Origin of the sequence: Paenibacillus sp. GM2FR (assembly GCF_002803325.1) — a bacterium.
In the GTDB taxonomy this organism is placed as follows: domain Bacteria; phylum Bacillota; class Bacilli; order Paenibacillales; family Paenibacillaceae; genus Paenibacillus_AQ; species Paenibacillus_AQ lautus.
Map to the genome: position 1 here is coordinate 1274549 of NZ_MKZM01000008.1, position 18982 is coordinate 1293530.

Consider the following 18982-nt stretch of genomic DNA (forward strand, 5'->3'; position numbering starts at 1 on the left):
ATATAGCTTATATGAGTTACACTATACCGATCAATACGTGATATCTTTCTTGTAACAATTTGTATAGGAGTGTTACATAGATGGCAAAGAGCAGTGTACTGGGATATCCGCGTATTGGCGCTGATCGGGAATGGAAAAAAGCCCTGGAAGCATTCTGGGCGGGCAAGCTCGAAGAATCGGAGTTTCACAAGCAGCTGCAGGAGATTCGGTTGAATCATTTACGCAAGCAGCAGGAGAGCGGAATTGATTTGATCGCCGTCAATGATTTTAGTTATTACGATCATGTTCTGGACACCGCGACGATGTTCGGTATCGTACCGAAGCGCTTCGCTTACGAGGGCGGTGTTGTGCCATTGTCAGTATATTATGGTATAGCTCGCGGAACGAAGGACGCTACAGCAAGTGAAATGACCAAGTGGTTTAACACCAATTACCACTATATCGTACCAGAATTGGATGGGGCGGCTCCAGTTTTGACGGAGAACAGACCGCTGGCAGCTTATCGAGAGGCCAAGGAGAAACTCGGGATAGAAGGCAAGCCGGTTATTGTCGGTCCGCTCACTTTCCTGAAGTTGTCCAAAGGCTACCAAGCCTCGGAAACGGATGCCTGGCTTGATAAATTACTGCCGCTGTACGTTCAGATCCTTCAGGAGCTCACTCAAGAAGGCGTTCAATGGGTACAGATCGACGAGCCGATCCTGGTAACGAAATTAAGCGAAGCCGATCTGAAGCGCTTAACAACCATCTATGAAACGTTTGCGACTTCGGCGCCTGGCCTAAACATCATGCTGCAAACCTATTTTGAATCCGTAGAAAACTATCAGGATATCATTCAGCTTCCGGTTAGCGGCATCGGACTTGACCTGGTGCATGGTTACCAGGGCAATGTGCAAGCCATTAAACAGTCAGGGTTTCCTCCGAATAAAGTGTTGGGCGCCGGTATGATCGACGGACGGGGCATCTGGAAGGCGTCGCTTCGCGAGAAGCTGTCGCAATTGGAAGAGCTGACGACATACGTAGCCGCTGAACGGTTGATCGTTCAATCCTCGTGCAGCTTGCTGCATGTTCCAGTGACGGTGAACAATGAAACGAAACTGCAGCCTGAACTAAAAGGGGCGCTCGCCTTTGCCGACGAGAAGCTGAATGAACTGGTACTTTTGACAAAAGCAATCTCTACAGGCACAGCCCGAATCTCCAAGGAACTGGAGGAATGCGAGGCTGCGCTTCAGGCACTTAAACAATCCGAAGAGCGCAATCGACATGACATTCAGCAGACAGTTGCCGAGATTAGTGCTCAGAATCCGGCTCGCAGTCTGCCGTTCGCAGAGCGTCATGTCGCTCAACAGAATAAGTGGAAGCTGCCTATTCTTCCGACCACGACGATCGGCAGCTTCCCTCAGTCAGCCGAGGTGCGCAAGGCACGCCAGGCGTGGCGTAAGGGAGAATGGAATCATGAGCAGTATGAGCGATTCATTCAGGAGCAAATCGATGTTTGGATCAAGCTGCAGGAAGAGATCGGCCTGGATGTGCTTGTGCACGGCGAGTTCGAGAGAACGGACATGGTTGAATTTTTCGGAGAGAAGCTTCGGGGCTTTGCCTTCACTCAGTTTGGATGGGTTCAGTCTTACGGCTCACGCTGCGTGAAACCGCCCGTGATCTTCGGGGATGTGGCATTCGAGAAACCGATGACGGTGAAGGAAACGAAATATGCACAATCGAAGACTAACCGGCCCGTGAAAGGGATGCTTACCGGCCCGATTACGATCATGAACTGGTCGTTCGTCCGCGAAGACATCTCGCGGGAACAGATTGCTTATCAACTGGCCTATGCCTTAAGACAGGAAGTAGAGGCGCTGGAGCAGGCGGGCATCGGAATGATTCAGGTGGATGAGCCTGCGGTCCGCGAAGGGCTGCCGCTGAAGGAGGAAGACCAAGCGGAGTATCTTGCATGGGCTGTTAAAGCCTTCCGTATGACTACATGCACGGTTCAGCCGACCACGCAAATTCATACGCATATGTGTTATTGCGAGTTCCATGACATGATCGATTCGATTGAGGCGATGGATGCCGATGTCATCTCGATTGAAACTTCGCGCAGTCATGGCGAACTGATCCATAGCTTCGAAGTCAATACCTACAGATTAGGAATTGGACTTGGCGTGTATGATATCCATAGTCCACGGGTACCTCGTGTGGAAGAGATGACAAGTATGATCGAGCGTGCACTGCGGGTCCTGGATCCGAAGCTGTTCTGGATCAACCCGGACTGCGGTCTCAAAACACGCGGTAAGGAAGAAACGGTCGCATCTCTCCGTAACATGGTCCAAGCCACGGAGATCGCTCGGTCGTCCTATTCGCTGAACGTGTAACGTTGACACAAGCCTTCTGCCTGTACGATTGACGTCGATCTGTCATTGGAGAATCAGGGAGGAGACACGTCGCAACGGGTTTATAAATTTAAAAGTGTATGATTTCGAGAAAGCCGCACACGTGCGGCTTTTTTTCTGCGCGGTAGTTTTGCCTCGTCATGAATCTATGAAAATACTCTTGTTTGTATCTATAGTACAGTATCGGACACAAGTTGTTGACAACTTGGTAAAATCGTTGTCACATCCGGCGATTATATTCTTCTTATGGAATCGTATCTAGCACGATCACCCAGAAGGAGGAGCCATGAAATATTACAAGAAACGCAAAAAATTTGTCATCCTATTCTATATTCTACTGATTGCCATCATGTCTATTGTCGGCTTCAAAATGGTAGTAAACACAGGTGCATCTACTATGGAGCTGGTACCGGCATCATCGGCCAAACTTGCGGATTCCTTTAAGACGCTTCCTACCGTGCCCCATCATCAAGAGATATTTCGGATCGTCATCGATCCAGGCCACGGGGGAAAGGATCCTGGAGCTACAGGAGTCAGCGGCGCATATGAGAAGGCGTTCAACCTGTCCCTCGCCGGACGGGTTGCTGCCCTCCTTGAGGAGGATCCTATGTTTGAGCCTCTATTGACACGAACGGATGACCGTTTCATTGAATTGGATGAACGGGCAGCGATCGCGAATGATTGGAATGCGGATGCCATGGTGTCCATTCATGGCAACACTTATACCGATCCTATGACATCGGGTACTGAAACCCTATACCGGCACGCGGATAGCATTCCTTTGGCCGAAACCCTGCAGAAGCATTTGGTGAGGGCGATCGACCTTCGTGATCGCGGTATAAAGGAAGAGCAATTAAAAGTGCTTTCAACGCCGATAATGCCGGCAGTGCTTATCGAAGTCGGGTATCTTACCAATGGTGAGGATGAGCGATTCCTGTTAAGTAATGAAGGACAAGAGCTGGCGGCTGAAGCCATTGTTGAAGGGCTCAAGGACTATTTTGCGGGAGCGCAGGAACTTTCCCTTGAGCAGCAAGCGAAGGATGGTTCAGATGAAGAAAAATCATTGGGCACTTCTCAAAGCGGGGAGAAAAAGGTGTATTTTAATGGATCAGCACAGGACGGTAAACAGGTCGCACTTACATTCGATGATGGACCGGATGCCATGGTTACGCCTAAAATTCTTGATATCCTGAAAGAAAACGATATTAAAGCTACCTTTTTTATTCTGGGAAACCGGGCTGAGGCCCATCCTGAGACTGTGCGTCGGATTGCAGAGGAGGGGCACGCGATAGGAAATCATTCCTGGTCACATCCAAACTTTACCGAAATATCGATGGAGGAAGCGCTAAATCAGGTGAAGAATACGCAGGATGAACTGAACGACATTATCGGCTATCGTCCATCCTTGTTTAGGCCGCCTTATGGCGCTTTGGATGAGGACAAAGTGGAAGCTATACAAAATATGGATTTAGCGATCGTGAATTGGTCCGTGGATACGATGGATTGGTCGGGGGCGCCCGCGCAGGAGATCATCAGGACCATTGACGAGCAGTTGAAGCCAGGAGGCATCATTCTTCAGCATACCGCAAATGGTAAGAACCATCTTGCCAACACGCTGGAGGCACTCCAACTGTTCATACCGGATCTGAAAGATCAAGGCTACTCGTTCGTCACGGTCCCGGATCTGCTGCATTTGCCCGAATCGCAGTCTTAATAAGCCTGTAACGGATTAGACTTATCATTTGCAAACCGTATATGCTAAAATCGATTCATCAAATAGGCGTTATGGAAAAAGAATGGAGACTTCATGAAAAAAACTAAAATTCTCATTATCGAAGATGAGGGACCGATTGCCGATTTGCTTGCCTATGGTCTCCATATGGAGGGTTTCGAAACCCGTATTGCGGCCAGCGGAGCTGCGGGCTTAAGGGAGCTTGAGTCATTTCATCCCGATCTGCTCCTGCTGGATTGGATGCTGCCCGATCAGAGCGGACTCGATATATGCAAAAGAGTAACAACGGACTATAACATCCCCATATTCATGATCACGGCAAAGTCCGACATTACAGATAAAGTCCTCGGGCTTGAATTTGGTGCCGATGACTATATTACGAAGCCCTTCGATCTACGGGAGGTTGTCGCCCGAATTCGCACGATCCTCCGACGACTGGATCAGGCGAACCAAGGGGATAGGGAAGGAACGCCGGAAGCCGTGATCCGCTTTAGGGGCATCGAAATTGTAATGGAAGAGCGGCTGGTCAAGAAAGACGGAAGACCGGTTGACCTTACGCCGAAGGAATTCGACCTGCTCATGACCATGTACGGCCATCGGGGGAAGATCTATACCCGCTCGGAACTGCTGGATTTAGTCTGGGGTTATGACTTCATGGGGGATACCCGGACCGTGGATACGCATATTCAAAGGCTCCGCAAAAAACTGGATGCCGGCGATTTGATCACAACCGTATTCGGCATCGGCTATAAATTCGAGAAACAGGCGGAATAAGAGATGATCCGGACCATCAGAGCCAAGTTTATTGTTGGTTTTTTTGTGATCTTCAGTCTGTCGTTCCTCGTACTCAATCAAACTGTCAAGGAGATCATTCGGACAAGCAATCAGAAAATCGTGACTTCCGATCTGGTCGGGCTCAAAAACAACAGCAACGTATATGTAAGGCAAGCATTTCTTATCAACCACTTCACGAACAATAAGCTTTATTTCGGACAGATGGCCGAAGAGATGGTGAATGATTTGAAGCATGCTACGTCAAGCGATGTTAGTGCGTACACCGTAGACGGCAAGTTATTATTCTCATCGGATGAGCAAGAGTTCTCCGGGTCATCCGACGAGGATCTGCGGCAAGCCATCGAGGGTAAAACAGCTTATACCATCACTTATGGCCGGAACAGCGGGACCGTTCTATACTCATACCCGGTTATCATCGATGGTGTCAAGGTCGGCATCTTAAGATTTACCAAAGACTTTACCCTGCTCTATGATCAAAGCGGGCGCATCATGGACATTATTTTCTACATCGCGCTTGCCATATTCGGGGCAGCGTTCCTGTTCTCGTATATGCTATCCAGGCATATCACCGTTCCATTAGTAAAGCTCACCCGTGCATCCACGGAAGTGAAGAACGGGAATCTCGATGTTCGAATCCCGTTCCGGCGCAGAGATGAGATTGGCGAACTGGCCCTGAACTTCAATGACATGATTGACCGGATCGGAAGCCAGATTTCCATGATCGAGCGTGATCGGGATCGTCTGAAGGCCCTTAACGAGCAGGAGAAGCGTTTTTTTGACAATGTGACTCATGAACTTAAAACACCGCTGACGTCCATACTTGGTTATGCCGAAATCATTCGGGAAAAAGGGGATAACGATCGGGAGTTCTTCGATAAAGGTATGAATCACATCGTTGAAGAGAGCCGACGGCTGCATAGCATGGTGCTGAAACTGCTGGAGGTGTCGCAGCATAACGCTGGCGATAAGGATATGGAGCTTGTAGATTCAGGGGCTATTCTGCGCGATGTATGCGACTCGATGTCATTTCGGGCCAAGCGGTATAAAAAGAGCATCGTTTGCGAGGCGGAAGAGGGAGCCTTCGTGCTTGGCCAGCCTAACCGGCTGCGCCAGCTCTTTATCAATCTTCTGGATAATGCCATCAAATATAGTGCCGCCCAATCGGAAATTACCGTCAAGGCTGAGCGTGCAGACGGAAGCGTCCGTTATACCTTCGATAATCCCGGAGAACCCATACCGGCGGACCAGCTTGCAAACGTCTTTCAGCCATTCTACTCGGTGAGCCTGAAGCAGAAGGAAGAGGGCAGCGTCGGTTTGGGACTCAGTATCGTTAAGTCCATCGTCGATGATCACGACGGAACCATCCGTATCGTCAGCGAGAAGTTTCATACTGTCGTCTATGTGGAGATTCCTTATGTAAAGGCGGGGGCTGTCCAATGAGATATCGATATAAACGGTTTAATTTATGCTATGCTCTTGCCTTGATTTTACTGACCGGCTGTGCAAGCGGACTGCAATCAGAGACCGTCATCATCCCCGGCACGGAAACGGATCAAGCCGTGGTTGAGGGAAGCCGGCCATTCCAAGTGAAGACGATTTATCGAATGCCAGAATCCAGGGGTGAAGGTGTATTGCTCGGCTGGTCATCATCGGAGTCGGTGATCGGTCTTTTATATGAAACCGGGGCAGCAGACGAGGCGAAATTGATCTTGGAGCGTTTTTCACCCCCATACGATCGCGCTGACCATTTGTTTGAGGTACAAATGAATAAGCTTTCCTATCAAATGTCGCCCAATGGAAAATTTGTTTCGGGAATTGCCAAAACGGATGAGGGCGTTGTACTGCAATTGATTGCGTACCCGAGTGGGGAGGAGGAAAGCCTTGTGGCGACGACAGATGCCAATCAGCAGCTAGGGTTTGAGGAACCGGCTTGGTCCGACAACAGCCGATTCGTAAGTTATATTGTCATGGAATCAGACACCAGGCAGTCGAGCATCGGGATTTATGACACGGAAACGGAAGCGGCACGAGTTTATAGGCTAAAAGGTCTTGAAACGGAAAGTCTCCCCATGAAGGTAATGGTCTCCGATGACGGGAAGATGGCGCTAATCATTCTGGATGAATACGGTCACCGTCGTCGAATAGCTTTGGGAGCCGTCAACGGAAACGGGATTGATGTTCAGTATGAGCATGAAATCGGCACAGACCAGGCCGCATGGTTAAACAATGACCAATTTGTATTCTTAGGAACGGAGGGAACCCTCTATGTGTATGACCGCAGAAATCACGAGCTGTCCATTCTGTTGGAGAAGGTGGATAGCTTCGAGTTCTCGCTGGATCGCAAGTATGTCGCCTATTCCCAGAACGGGGAAGATACCATTTATGCAGGTAAGCTTCAAGGAAAAAATATACTGAGCGCAGAACCCATCTATCATGGGGTTATCCCTTCTAAGATGTATTGGAGTCCGGACCATCGCCGGCTGCTCGTGAATGGCCGCAAAAATTATTCCAAACAGCAGGGGCCTGTTGCGATCGAACCCTCGGATCAACAGCCATTTATAATCGAACTCAAGTAAAAGGGCTGAGGTATCTTCCACCACCCATAGCGATTCTCCGCGATGCGGCAGATTGAACGATAGGCGTTCGGTCTGCCGCTTTTTCATGGATTCCAGAGGACAATCATGTCAAGTTAGAGATTCGGTATTCTTTCAAAGAGAGGATTGACAGATCAAACCAATAGATGTTAAATTATCCCGCAACCAAACCTTGGCTGATGGGGTTTATATGATGAGAGTGCCGTGCCATTAACATGCATAAGTGGAGGGGGATATGAAAAAAGTGAATGAGATAACCCGTAACCTAAAGGGTTTCAAGGCGGTATCACGATGAGTGACAGGTCATGGCGAATTTTTTTTACAATCGTGGCGTTGATCATATTGTCGGGATTGGTCTTTTCATTGGTTCAATCCAGAACGACCTACAAGGAGTTGATGGGCGATCAGATCCATGACATACAGAAGATAGATCATATAACCATTGAGAAGAGGGGCAGTTCGTACGATGAGGAGCGACTAAAAATTACCGATCCGGCAACCATCGAGCGCATCATGAATAGCTTCTCCGACGCGAAGTTATGGAGGACGGACAATTACCCAAGGGGGACGGAGTACTGGATCTGGATTAATGTTGAATACAAGCCCTTTCAAATACATTATACGGAACCGGATATCATCCGAATCTCTCCGAATAGAGGCATACATAACAAATATACTTGGAGTTACAGGATCACCAATGGCTATGACAAGTCGATCATTGAAGATCTCTTTGAGGAAGAATAACAGGGGACTTCAGACTAGGGCAATTTCGCAATCATGGCAGAATAAAATTCATGAAAAGATGAGGAACCGGACGATGAAGCTAACCGAACAAAATTTGAGCAAAATGCAGAATATCATCAAGGAGCATCAATTCGAACATGCCGCAGACTATTTAATCGAGCATACGCGGCAAGGCGTACGATTATCCAAAAAGAAGCTGGAGGACTATGCCGAGTCAAACAACTCTCGGTTTGGCGGTGACCCGGATCTTCCCCAAGAGGTGGAGTGGCCGCTCAATTCGGAGGGAACACCAATGACGTTTCTGGCACAGCTGCAGTTGAAGGATGTAGCAGCTCAGGACGCCACTAGCTCGCTCCCGACAAGCGGAATGCTGTATTTCTTCGTTGGCGTGGATGAACCCGCCTATAACCTTGAGCACCGTGTGCTCTATCTTCCCGAGGGTCAGAGTTCGGCAGCGGTCCGCCGCCGCGCGCCCGAGGAAACCGCGTTAGATGAGGTGTTTACCGGCTACCGTATGGAAGCCAGAGCCACGCTTGAGCCTCCTAATTATGCTTATGTGGATGATGAGGTTATCGAGGATGAGGAGCACGATTTTGAATCATACGAGGACCTGTGCTTTCAATTGACGGGTCTAAATTCCGGCGACCTCGGGACCATCTTTGGCTATCCTTCGACCCAGCACGGCGATTGTGAGTTTGAGGCTGCATTAATGCTCTTAACCGGTTCGGAGTACAATTACTCTATGGATGCAGCCATGCAGCAGATTACCAAGCATTGCGGCGGCAGCGCGGAACGCGCGCAGCAGGAAATTCAGGATACGGTGCTTCTGCTGGCTGTCGATTCGGACGACGATGTCGGTTTTTGCTGGTGGGATGCGGGAGAACTGCAATTTTTCATTCGAAAAGAAGATCTGCTGGCCAAGAATTTCGAGCGCACGTATTGTTCCCTGTACTCAAGCTGATCGTAATCAAACGAGTTAGTGCGATTATAAGGCGCAGCAATGGGTAGGAATTCAGCAGGTACATATGGAGGTTATGAAGCCATGAAGGAGAAGGTTTTGAAGGCATACGACAAGCTGGCTGGAGACTACGAACGGCATGTGGATTCGCAGAGCGGGCACAATGCCTTTTACGAGAGGCCGGCCATGCTCCGGATGCTGCCACAAGAGATGGAGCAGATGTCCGTGCTTGACGCCGGATGCGCCGCTGGGTGGTACACAGAGCAATTAATTAAACGCGGGGCTCGGGTGACGGCGATCGATCTGAGTCCGTCGATGATTGAAGCCTGCAAAAGGCGAGTGGGCAGTGAAGCGACCATCGTTGAATGCGATCTGACCGAGGCCCTGCCATTTGCAGATGAAGCTTTTGATTACATCGTAAGTTCATTGACGCTTCATTATATTGAGGAGTGGATGCCAACCTTTCGCGAATTCCAGCGGGTGCTGAAACCCGGAGGCAGCTTGATCTTCTCCGTTCATCATCCCTTTATGGATTATAAACTGGTTGAACGGCAGGACTACTTCGCCCGAGCGCTATTGAGGGAAGTTTGGAACAAACCGGAATCCGGGCCCGTCGAGGTTGTTTTTTATAGAAGGCCGATGCAAGAAATCATCAACGTGACTTCCTCCTGTTTCAGCATAGAAGAGATTGTTGAGCCGCAGCCTAGCTTAGAGCATAAGGACAAGCCAGAGGCGGGGGCCTGGATGGCAAAATGGTATGAGCGATTAATGACAAATCCTCATTTCTTGATCGTGAAGGCACGGAAATCAAAATAATATAATGGATTCCATCAACAAATGGCGTTGTAAAACGTTATGCATAAGGAGACATGGAAGAATAGTACGGGATTGAACCAACTCCAACCAAACCAACTAACATCCGCAAAAAGGGGAACTGCGAACATCGCGGTTCTTTTTGCTTTCATTTCGGCATTAAATGCTCGGAAGAGCAGGGGATAACAAACCTGCCGGTCCAGGCTAAGACATGATATTCACGCATGACTGCAATCGAGGCATGGTACTGATACGGGAACGAACCGTTTTCCTATTGGGAGGATGAAGCTTCCAACAGATGGAACATTGTTCCGATAGGGGCACTGTGGTAACATCGGTTTAAAGATTCGATCGGTTGAGATGACCGGTTAACCACATGCAGACTTGGAGCCTACAACATGGGAACACCTTACTCCGCTATGATTACGCTAATTGTCACGGCAGGCGTATTGAACATCATCATGGGTCTTTACGCGCTGTCGGGGCGTTCGAAACTTGCTATGGTCAAACCCTTCTTCGTCTTCAGTATGCTGGCATCGATCTATACTTTCGGCGCTGCACTGGAATTGTCCAGCAATTCGCTTCATGAGATTCAATTTTGGATCAAGTTTGAATATTTGGGCATGCCATTTCTGCCCCCCCTTAATCTGCTGATCATTCTGTCCTATCTTGGTATGGAACGATATCTGAGACGTCCTCTGCTGATTGGGATGTTTGCTATTCCAGTCGTAACCATGCTGCTCGTCATGACAAACGAAATGCATCATTTATACTATCGCGACATCGGACTCCACTCAGGCATTTCCAGTCTGAAAGTAGACGTGGTTGCCGGCCCATGGTACATCATTCAGGGCGCCTATACCTTCGCTTGCATGATCGGAGGCGTTATTCTACTGCTGCGGAGCTGGCATAAGATGCCGTCCTACCGGTTTCAACTGAATACGATGCTGATCGGTCTTGTTCTGCCCCTTATAGGCGATTTTCTTTATCTTGGCGGACTTACGCCAGATGGGATGGATCCGATTCCCGTCATCATGACGTTGACCTCGGCCCTTTATCTCTGGGCACTGACATCCAAGGGTTTGTTTCATGTGGCGCCGATTGCGAGGGATAATCTCTTTTCGAGCATGCGGGAAGGCGTCCTCGTATTGGATCTGGACAACCGTTTGGTTGACTTTAATCCGGCTGCGGCAGTTATGATGCCGGAACTGAGCCCTTCCGCCATTGGAGGGCCGCTGCTTGAATTGTGGCATCTTCATACGACCGAGCCCATCTTCGGGATGGAGCAACGGGAAGGATGGGATGCTGGAGAGTCGGACATCCAGGAAATGCGGTGGCAATTAGGGGACCAATCGTTCAACTATCAGATCAGGTCTTCCGTTGTGCGCAATCAGGGAGGACGGGAGGTTGGAAGATTGATTGTCCTCATTGACGTAACCGAAAGGACACGTCTTCAGGAGGAATTGCGGCAGGGAGCCTACTATGATGGCTTGACACGCATCTATAACCGTGCGCACTTCATGAAGCTCAGTTGCACACTTTTAAGCCAGGCTGTTCGCTCTCGTGAACCTATGGCCATCCTGCTGTTCGATATCGATCACTTTAAACGAATTAATGACGTCTACGGCCACGATATGGGCGATCAGGCTTTACTGCACATTGTCGAGTTATCGCGACAGTCTCTGCGGTCAGAGGATCTGTTCGCGCGTTATGGCGGCGAAGAGTTCGTCATTGCCATGCCGGGTCGGACGACGACAGAAGCTGAAGCCGCGGCACAGCGTATTCGTGCAGAATTAAGAACACAACCGATGGCTACGCCGCAAGGACCCCTGTTCATTACAGCCAGCTTTGGCATCGCATCGATAGGGGCAAGCTTCTATAACAGCACGATTGAAGTGGATGCAGAAGAAGTAAAGTGGGATGCAGAGCTTAAGAGATTATTGAAACTTGCGGATCGTGCATTATACGAAGCTAAACACTCCGGGCGTAATACAATTCGAGTGTCGGATGAAGAGTGTTAATCTATAAATATGAAATAGCGGAATCTATGTGTATAATAGCTATTGGTTGTATAATGAATGCAATGCGATAAATCACATCTAAGGGGAGAAAATCATATGCAATGGAATGAAATCACAACACTAGAAGAATGGGATCATATTCTGAAAAAATCTTCCGAACGCGGTCAAGTCATTCTGAAGCATAGCACGACATGCCCGGTTAGCTCCAATGCTTTGGCAGAGTATGAATCTTATTTGAAAAAGGCGCCAAACGGCAATGTGGATTATACATTGGTAAAAGTCATCGAATCCCGTCCGATTTCCAATAAAATCGCCGAGGATTTGAACGTAAAGCATGAATCGCCGCAAATTATTTATGTGAAGGACCAAGCGAAGTACTGGACGGCTTCACATTGGGCGGTTACGTCTGCGCACATCACAGCGGTTCTGGACTGAACAATTAACCTGCATGTCTCCTGAAAGCAAGGTGATCATTATGAAAGAACTGGAACAACTGACATCGATCGAGGCGATCGAACGATTTATTCAAGATCACACCTTCAGTTTTTTATATGTATCCAGGGCAGATTGCAGTGTATGCCACGCGATATTACCGAAACTTCGAGAACGGTTAACGCGGTTCCCGAGTATCTCACTGGGACATATTCAGGCCGAAGCGGTAGGGGAGATCGCCTCAAGATATTTGATATTCACCGCCCCCTCGCTTCTCCTATTCGTTGAGGGCAAAGAGTATCTGAGGGAAGATCGATTTGTACAGTTCGGGGAGTTAGAGCGGAAATTAAACAATATAATGAATTTCTTTAACTAGGCTTCCTCTTCATGTAATGAAGCCATAAGGCGATATTCCAAAGTCATCTGACTAATCGGAATGTCGCCTTTTTTTGCGTTTCCGGTGATGTGGATCCAGCGATCCCAGTTGATGAAATTTCAATGAAAATTCAAATAATTGTCGAAAGCCAGGATTATTTTGCATTCAAATATTACTAAAGTATTAAAAATATAAGGGAGAATGCCGATTTATTAATAGTACAAAAGATGCAAGGTTTATGGAATCATAACGTGAATATGGATCTATTGAACTGAAATTTCACATAACAAGAACATTATGTGGAATGAACCTATGTCAGAAGAATGATGGAGGGGGAAGGCGGTTCATTCAAGACGAACATTTTTGAAAAATGTAATGTATTCATGAGAAATTCCGGAAATATTCAATGTTTCCAGGAAAGTAGGTGATGCGACAGGTTCGCTAAAGAAATCCCTATTTTAAATGGAAGATACATAAGAGATATCAAAGGAGAGACACCAAGTGAGTGAGCGAAAAACGTTATCAAGAGGAACGCGTTTTAAAAATCTGAGCATTGTTACAAAAAACATGTTATGGACGAGCCTGTATATCATTATTACGGGTGCCATTGTGATTGGTTCAAGCTATTATATCCAGGACAGCGTACTGACGAAGCAGCTGCAATCCGATTCGGGGAAAATTATGGATACCTTGGTTAAGTCCGTATCGCTGGAAGATGCTCAAGCGGTGAAAGGCGAGACTGACCGCAATGCGGATATCCAAAAGAAACTAACCAAAACGTTTGATGACCTATCCCTAAGTCATCCCAATATTGCACAAGGCTATATTTTTGGACCGGAGCTCGAGGGTGGCAACAAGACCTCGATTATTGCCATGCCAACGGCAGTGCTCGATATGTTTGCTGAAGAAGACTTGAATCTCGGGGACTTATACGAACAACCGAAGATCCATGCCGATGCCGTGAGAGAAATGCTAAAAACGAAAAAAACCGTCTACACCAAAGGTTATACAGACAATTATGGTACCTGGATCACCGTGCTGCATCCTTTCCAGGATGCCAGCGGCGAAGTTTTTGCTTACATGGGGATCGACGTGGATGCAAGCTTAATCGCTTCCGGGAAACAGGAATTGATCACCAATACGGTTTTTGCGCTGCTGATTACTTTGCTGATTGTATTAGCACTGCAATACTTCACGATTAGACGGACATTCGCACCCATTCAAGCATTAATGGGGGCGCTTGACAAGCTGAGCAAAGGTGACTTCACCGTCCAATTAAAAACCGGCGAAGATGAGCTGGGGCAGGTTAATGCCAAGTTCAATGCAACCGTCAATCATATTAATGAACTAGTTACAACGATCAAAACGGTATCGGAGCAGTCCGCAGAGCAGTCTAAATTCCTCTTCTCGGCAGTGGAAGTCAATAACAATAACTCTTCTGCTATTACTAAAAACATGGAGGAAATGTCGGAACGAGTTGCTTTACAGAGCACGTCCATTACCGAAAGCGTGGTTTCGCTTGAGGAAATCTCATCCGGCGTATCCACGATTGCCGGCAATACATCGGATCTTTCCGAGATATCCATTCAGATGAAGGAGCAGTCGGAACGTGGTAATCACAATGTGGAGCAGGTTATCGAGCAGATGAATTCGATCGATCATTCGGTTAAAAACTCGGTGAATATCATCGAGAAGCTGCAGAATCGCTCACATGAGATCGGTCAAATCGTGCAGGTTATTACCGAAATTTCCTCTCAGACGAATCTGTTGTCACTCAATGCCGGTATCGAGGCGGCAAGAGCGGGCGAAGAGGGCCGTGGTTTTGCTGTCGTCGCCAGCGAAGTGAAGAAACTTTCAGAGGAATCAAGAAAATCGGCGGACCAAATTATTGAGTTGGTTCGATACATTCAGGATGAAACGGCATCTGCGGTAGAAGCGATCAGCGAAGGAGAATACAATGTCGCCAAGGGGATTGAGGTTGTCAAAGAAACCGGTGAGCTGTTTAAAGGCATGCTGGTGGCAACCGATACGGTGACCAGTCAAATTCAAGAGGTGTCTGCGGCTACACAGCAAATGGTTGCCGAAACCGAACAGATTACCGCTGCTATTAAACAACTGGCAGAGCTTGCGGAGAGAAACTCGTCCGTGTCGGGTGAGATCCGGATCAGTGCCCAGGAACAGCAGGCTTCCTTCGCCAAAATCTTCGAGTCTGCAGAACAGATCAACCAGGTTTCCGCTGAGTTGGAGGCCCTTGTTAACAAATTGCAAGTGTAGTGTGTAATGCTTTCGAGAACAGAAACAGTAGAGAAAAAAGATGGAGCTGAAACCTTTGAATACAACATTGATGATCGAACAAGGCAAAGAATATTGGTTGAATGAACTGCAGCTACCTTTACCGGGATTCTATCTGTACACCGATGGTCCAGCGCATCTTCAGCAGCAAGAGCTTGATCGCATGGCGATTAACCTTCGTATCGAAACCGGTAAGATCAAGCGGTTCCGCGATTCATATGACTTGAAGGCGTGGATGCTCACAAGCTATGTGGTATTTCTGTACCGAATGACACACGATACCGATTTGCTGATCGGCGTAAACAATGAGAAGGGCAATCTCCTTCCGCTTAGAGTTAACTTAAGCGGTGACGATTCATTCGCACAGATTTATGAGCAGGTTTCCGTCAAAATGGAGCAGATTGAAGGAAGCAGCTTTTCGCTTGAGGATATAGAAGGATTCACTGGTCAACCGCTCACTCTCCAAACGGTCTATGGCAATAATGGGAATGGTTATGCCTATAGTTCCAGCTCGCTGAACTGGATGGTTCAGGAGGAAAGAAAGGACGAGTGGACACTCTACGTATCCTATGCACAGCCTTTATATAAAGAAGAAACGATCGAAAAATTCAGCAGGCATTTTGAGCAGCTAGCATGCGCGGCTCTTGAGCATGGAGACATGCCGGTTAGCCGTTTGCCTATGCTGACAGAAGAGGACCGGAACGCGTACACGATTCTCAATGACACAAAGAAGGAGCTCCCGGAGGATCCTACCATTGTGTCGATGCTTGCTTCCATTGTGGAGACATTTCCGAAACGAATTGCACTATCGTCGGGTAATGAGCAAGTAACGTACGAACAGCTTGACCGGTTGTCAAACCAAATTGCACATATGCTTATAGACAAGGGGCTGCGTAAAGGCCAATTCGTCTCGATATTTATGAAGAGGGGCCTGGATACAATTATCAGTATGCTCGGTGTGCTTAAGGCCGGCGGAGCCTATATCCCGCTGGATCCATCACATCCAGATGAACGAAATGCCTATATTATCGAGGATACCGAGTCAGCGATTATTCTTACGCATCAGGATTTCACGGCAAAGCTGGATGGACTCCTGGCTGGTTTTCAACCGAAGCCAGCGTACTTCTGTCTTGATGAACAATTCCTTTCATACTCGGCCGAAGCCTGTGGCGTCTGCGTTGAAGGCGATGATTTGGCATACATTATCTATACCTCCGGTTCTACGGGCAAACCGAAAGGTGCCTTAATCGCCCATCAAGGCGTCGTGAATTTGGCACTGGCCAATCAAGAGAAATTACAGATGAGTGAACAGGATATCATTCTTCAATATTCCACATTCAGCTTTGATGCTTCCGTTTACGATATATTCGGATCGCTGGCTTGCGGTTCGCAGCTGCATCTTCTCTCCGATGAGCAGCGTTTCTCCATAGACGCCTTTACGGAGGCCGTGGTAGAAACCAATGCAACGCGTGTCGCGATTTTGCCTACGGTGTTTTTTAATCAATTGGCAGCCTATTTACCTATGGAAGATACTTACAAATACCGCAATATCAAAACGATCGTGGTCGGTGGGGAAGCACTGGCTGGAGAAACCGTTCGTATGTTCCAGAAGAAGCTGCAGATTCCAATCGTGAATCTATACGGACCAACGGAAACGACGGTTGTAGCAACAGGGCATGTCGTCGATTATCCGGTTCCGGACGATCTGGCCACCGTGTATATCGGGACGCCTTTTGCCAACTATGAATTGTATATTGTGAATGAACATAATGAGTTATGTCCAACTTGCGTAACCGGAGAGCTGCTAATCTGCTCGGTTGGCGTAGCCAAAGGGTATCTGAATCAGCCTGAGAAAACCAAAGAAGCCTTCATACTGGATCCGATAACACCGGAATCCGGAAAACAATACTACCGTTCCGGAGACTTGGTTCGCCTGCTGCCGAACGGACAAGTGGAATACCGGGGACGTAAAGATTCACAGGTGAAGATTAGAGGCTTTCGGATCGAGATTGGGGAGATCGAAGATAATCTGGCGAAGCATGAACGCGTAAAGGACATCGCGGTCATTCCGAGAATGGACGAGGACGGAACCAAAATGTTAGCGGCATTCTATACAACCCATGATGGACAGGCGGCTTCCGCTAAGGATTTGGTGCAATTTTTAAGTCAGAAGGTGCCTAGTTACATGGTTCCTAAATACATGTGTTTCGTCGAAGAAATGCCGCTATCCCCGACCGGCAAGATTGATCGTAAGAAGCTGGCATTATACGAGTTGTCGATGGAGATGGAAGAGGATGACTCCCACTATGAGGCATCGGTTAACGATATTCAGCGGGATATTGCTGCAGCCTGGGAAAAAGCACTCGGCCAAACCAAAATCGGCATCCATGACGATTTCTTCGATATTGGCGGTTATTCACTGAAAATTCTGGAGATTCTGGTGCTCCTTAAGCCGCTTTATCCACAGTTGAAGATCAATGATTTCTTTGTGTATCCGACGATTGCAAAATTAGCGGAGCGAGTAGAGGAATTGGGGCAGCAAACGAAACCATCCGATCAAACAGAGGATAGGGATCTTCCGATTCAGGATTTGGCTGAGTATCCGATCTCTTTCCCTATCCATCATGGTTCGGCACAACCCACCTATACCCAGCAGCATATTTTGCTGACAGGTGCCACAGGATATCTGGGATCACATCTGTTGTATGAACTACTGAAACAATCGACTGCTACCGTGTACTGCCTGGTTCGACCATCGAAGCTGATGGAGCCTTATGCTCGCCTTGAGCAGATCATGACTGGATACTTTGGCGAAGATGTCAAGTCTCGAATGGATAAAAGGGTGATTGCGATACAGGGTGACTTGGAGCAGGAGTTCCTCGGGCTCGGAGACCAAGACCGTGCAATGATTGAAGCGCGCATCGATTCCATCATTCATTGCGGAGCTGAAGTGAAGCATTTTGGCGATTCCGACTATTTTGCGAGAGTCAATGTCGAGAGTACGGACCGCCTGTTAGCATTGGCTCAGAGAAGACCGCATATCCGCTTCCACTTTATATCTACGCTAGGGATCCCTGAAGATTTGGCACTGGGCGGTCAATGGGATGCCATCGTTGCCGGAACGGGATATGAAGAGTCGTCCATCGAGAATGTCTACACGAACAGCAAACTGGAGGCAGAGAAGCTGGTCATTAAAGCCGGTGCTGATAGAGGCATCCCGGCAGCGGTTTATCGCGTGGGGAATTTGTCCTGTAACTCGGAGAATGGGATTTTCCAGAAAAACATCGACAACAACGCTTTTTACCGCATGCTAAAAGCGATGCTGCTGTTGAAGAAAGCACCTGGCGTGAGATGGGAAGTGGATATTACGCCGATTAACTATGCCGGGGAAGCCATTACCGCTCTTCTGCTTCAGCAAGAAACGGTCGGGCGAGTGTTCCATATCTGTAACCCGGTTGCCATTCCTTATGAGGACATGGTGGGGCATTTTAAAGCCCATGGATATGACATTTCGGTGATGGACTGGAAGGAATACGAGGCATGGTTATTGGACCCGCAGCAGCCGAAGGATAAGGAAGGCCTTGAGCTGGCGATGGCACAGTTCGAAGGCGACGGTGCGAAGAATTCCATCTACCGGTATACTTGTCCGCAAACATCGGAATTCCTTAAGCACACGGGAGTAAAATGTGCTGTACCGGACAAGCTGTTATTTGAAAAAATGATTGAGTATGCCGCTGGTATCGGATATTTCGTGAAACCGGAATAACGATCAGGCAGCAAGCATGAAAACCGCGAGAAGCTTTCGCGGTTTTTTTGTGTTTAGGATCAGCCACAACAT

At 48.1% G+C, this 18982-nt stretch carries 13 protein-coding genes; all 13 read left to right on the forward strand.

The features are described from left to right. Positions 1 to 80: 80 nt before the first annotated feature. The 13 genes from metE to PAEVO_RS06120 all read left to right on the forward strand — a co-directional run bounded on the left by metE (position 81) and on the right by PAEVO_RS06120 (position 18910). Positions 81 to 2369, forward strand: coding sequence for a 5-methyltetrahydropteroyltriglutamate--homocysteine S-methyltransferase (gene metE, locus PAEVO_RS06060; RefSeq protein WP_100536740.1), 2289 nt, complete (start codon positions 81 to 83; stop codon positions 2367 to 2369). A gap of 304 nt (positions 2370 to 2673) precedes the next feature. Then, positions 2674 to 4101 (forward strand): N-acetylmuramoyl-L-alanine amidase, encoded by a 1428-nt coding sequence (locus tag PAEVO_RS06065; protein WP_100536741.1) that lies wholly within the window; start codon positions 2674 to 2676, stop codon positions 4099 to 4101. Between the two features lie 93 nt (positions 4102 to 4194). Further along, positions 4195 to 4893 (forward strand): response regulator transcription factor, encoded by a 699-nt coding sequence (locus tag PAEVO_RS06070; RefSeq protein ID WP_100536742.1) that lies wholly within the window; start codon positions 4195 to 4197, stop codon positions 4891 to 4893. Between the two features lie 3 nt (positions 4894 to 4896). Further along, positions 4897 to 6354, forward strand: coding sequence for a sensor histidine kinase (locus PAEVO_RS06075; RefSeq protein ID WP_100536743.1), 1458 nt, complete (start codon positions 4897 to 4899; stop codon positions 6352 to 6354). After that, positions 6351 to 7490, forward strand: coding sequence for a hypothetical protein (locus tag PAEVO_RS06080; protein WP_100536744.1), 1140 nt, complete (start codon positions 6351 to 6353; stop codon positions 7488 to 7490). The genes PAEVO_RS06075 and PAEVO_RS06080 overlap by 4 nt, the downstream gene beginning before the upstream one ends. Positions 7491 to 7799: 309 nt before the next feature. After that, on the forward strand, positions 7800 to 8252 hold the full coding sequence (locus tag PAEVO_RS06085; protein ID WP_100536745.1) for a hypothetical protein: 453 nt from the start codon (positions 7800 to 7802) through the stop codon (positions 8250 to 8252). A 73-nt stretch (positions 8253 to 8325) separates the two neighbouring features. Continuing rightward, positions 8326 to 9213 carry a YwqG family protein gene (locus PAEVO_RS06090; protein ID WP_100536746.1) on the forward strand — a complete coding sequence of 296 codons (888 nt, stop codon included), beginning with the start codon at positions 8326 to 8328 and terminating at the stop codon, positions 9211 to 9213. An 81-nt stretch (positions 9214 to 9294) separates the two neighbouring features. Next, complete coding sequence (locus PAEVO_RS06095) at positions 9295 to 10026, forward strand: class I SAM-dependent methyltransferase (protein WP_100536747.1); 732 nt, start codon at positions 9295 to 9297, stop codon at positions 10024 to 10026. A 395-nt stretch (positions 10027 to 10421) separates the two neighbouring features. Further along, positions 10422 to 12044 (forward strand): histidine kinase N-terminal 7TM domain-containing diguanylate cyclase, encoded by a 1623-nt coding sequence (locus PAEVO_RS06100; protein ID WP_100536748.1) that lies wholly within the window; start codon positions 10422 to 10424, stop codon positions 12042 to 12044. Positions 12045 to 12140: 96 nt separating this feature from the next. Next, positions 12141 to 12479 (forward strand): bacillithiol system redox-active protein YtxJ, encoded by a 339-nt coding sequence (gene ytxJ, locus PAEVO_RS06105; RefSeq protein WP_100536749.1) that lies wholly within the window; start codon positions 12141 to 12143, stop codon positions 12477 to 12479. Between the two features lie 40 nt (positions 12480 to 12519). Further along, positions 12520 to 12852: a thioredoxin family protein gene (locus tag PAEVO_RS06110; protein ID WP_100536750.1), complete on the forward strand. Its 333-nt coding sequence runs from the start codon at positions 12520 to 12522 to the stop codon at positions 12850 to 12852. A gap of 501 nt (positions 12853 to 13353) precedes the next feature. Continuing rightward, the gene (locus PAEVO_RS06115) at positions 13354 to 15126 is read left to right on the forward strand and encodes a methyl-accepting chemotaxis protein (RefSeq protein ID WP_100536751.1); all 1773 of its coding nucleotides are present in this window, start codon (positions 13354 to 13356) and stop codon (positions 15124 to 15126) included. Positions 15127 to 15181: 55 nt separating this feature from the next. After that, positions 15182 to 18910 carry a non-ribosomal peptide synthetase family protein gene (locus tag PAEVO_RS06120; RefSeq protein ID WP_243390642.1) on the forward strand — a complete coding sequence of 1243 codons (3729 nt, stop codon included), beginning with the start codon at positions 15182 to 15184 and terminating at the stop codon, positions 18908 to 18910. The last annotated feature ends 72 nt before the right edge of the window (positions 18911 to 18982 follow it).

Coding starts and splice junctions, on each gene's coding strand:
- metE (WP_100536740.1), top strand. CDS start 81: ATGGCAAAGAGCAGTGTACTGGGATATCCGCGTATTGGCGCTGATCGG.
- PAEVO_RS06065 (WP_100536741.1), top strand. CDS start 2,674: ATGAAATATTACAAGAAACGCAAAAAATTTGTCATCCTATTCTATATT.
- PAEVO_RS06070 (WP_100536742.1), top strand. CDS start 4,195: ATGAAAAAAACTAAAATTCTCATTATCGAAGATGAGGGACCGATTGCC.
- PAEVO_RS06075 (WP_100536743.1), top strand. CDS start 4,897: ATGATCCGGACCATCAGAGCCAAGTTTATTGTTGGTTTTTTTGTGATC.
- PAEVO_RS06080 (WP_100536744.1), top strand. CDS start 6,351: ATGAGATATCGATATAAACGGTTTAATTTATGCTATGCTCTTGCCTTG.
- PAEVO_RS06085 (WP_100536745.1), top strand. CDS start 7,800: ATGAGTGACAGGTCATGGCGAATTTTTTTTACAATCGTGGCGTTGATC.
- PAEVO_RS06090 (WP_100536746.1), top strand. CDS start 8,326: ATGAAGCTAACCGAACAAAATTTGAGCAAAATGCAGAATATCATCAAG.
- PAEVO_RS06095 (WP_100536747.1), top strand. CDS start 9,295: ATGAAGGAGAAGGTTTTGAAGGCATACGACAAGCTGGCTGGAGACTAC.
- PAEVO_RS06100 (WP_100536748.1), top strand. CDS start 10,422: ATGGGAACACCTTACTCCGCTATGATTACGCTAATTGTCACGGCAGGC.
- ytxJ (WP_100536749.1), top strand. CDS start 12,141: ATGCAATGGAATGAAATCACAACACTAGAAGAATGGGATCATATTCTG.
- PAEVO_RS06110 (WP_100536750.1), top strand. CDS start 12,520: ATGAAAGAACTGGAACAACTGACATCGATCGAGGCGATCGAACGATTT.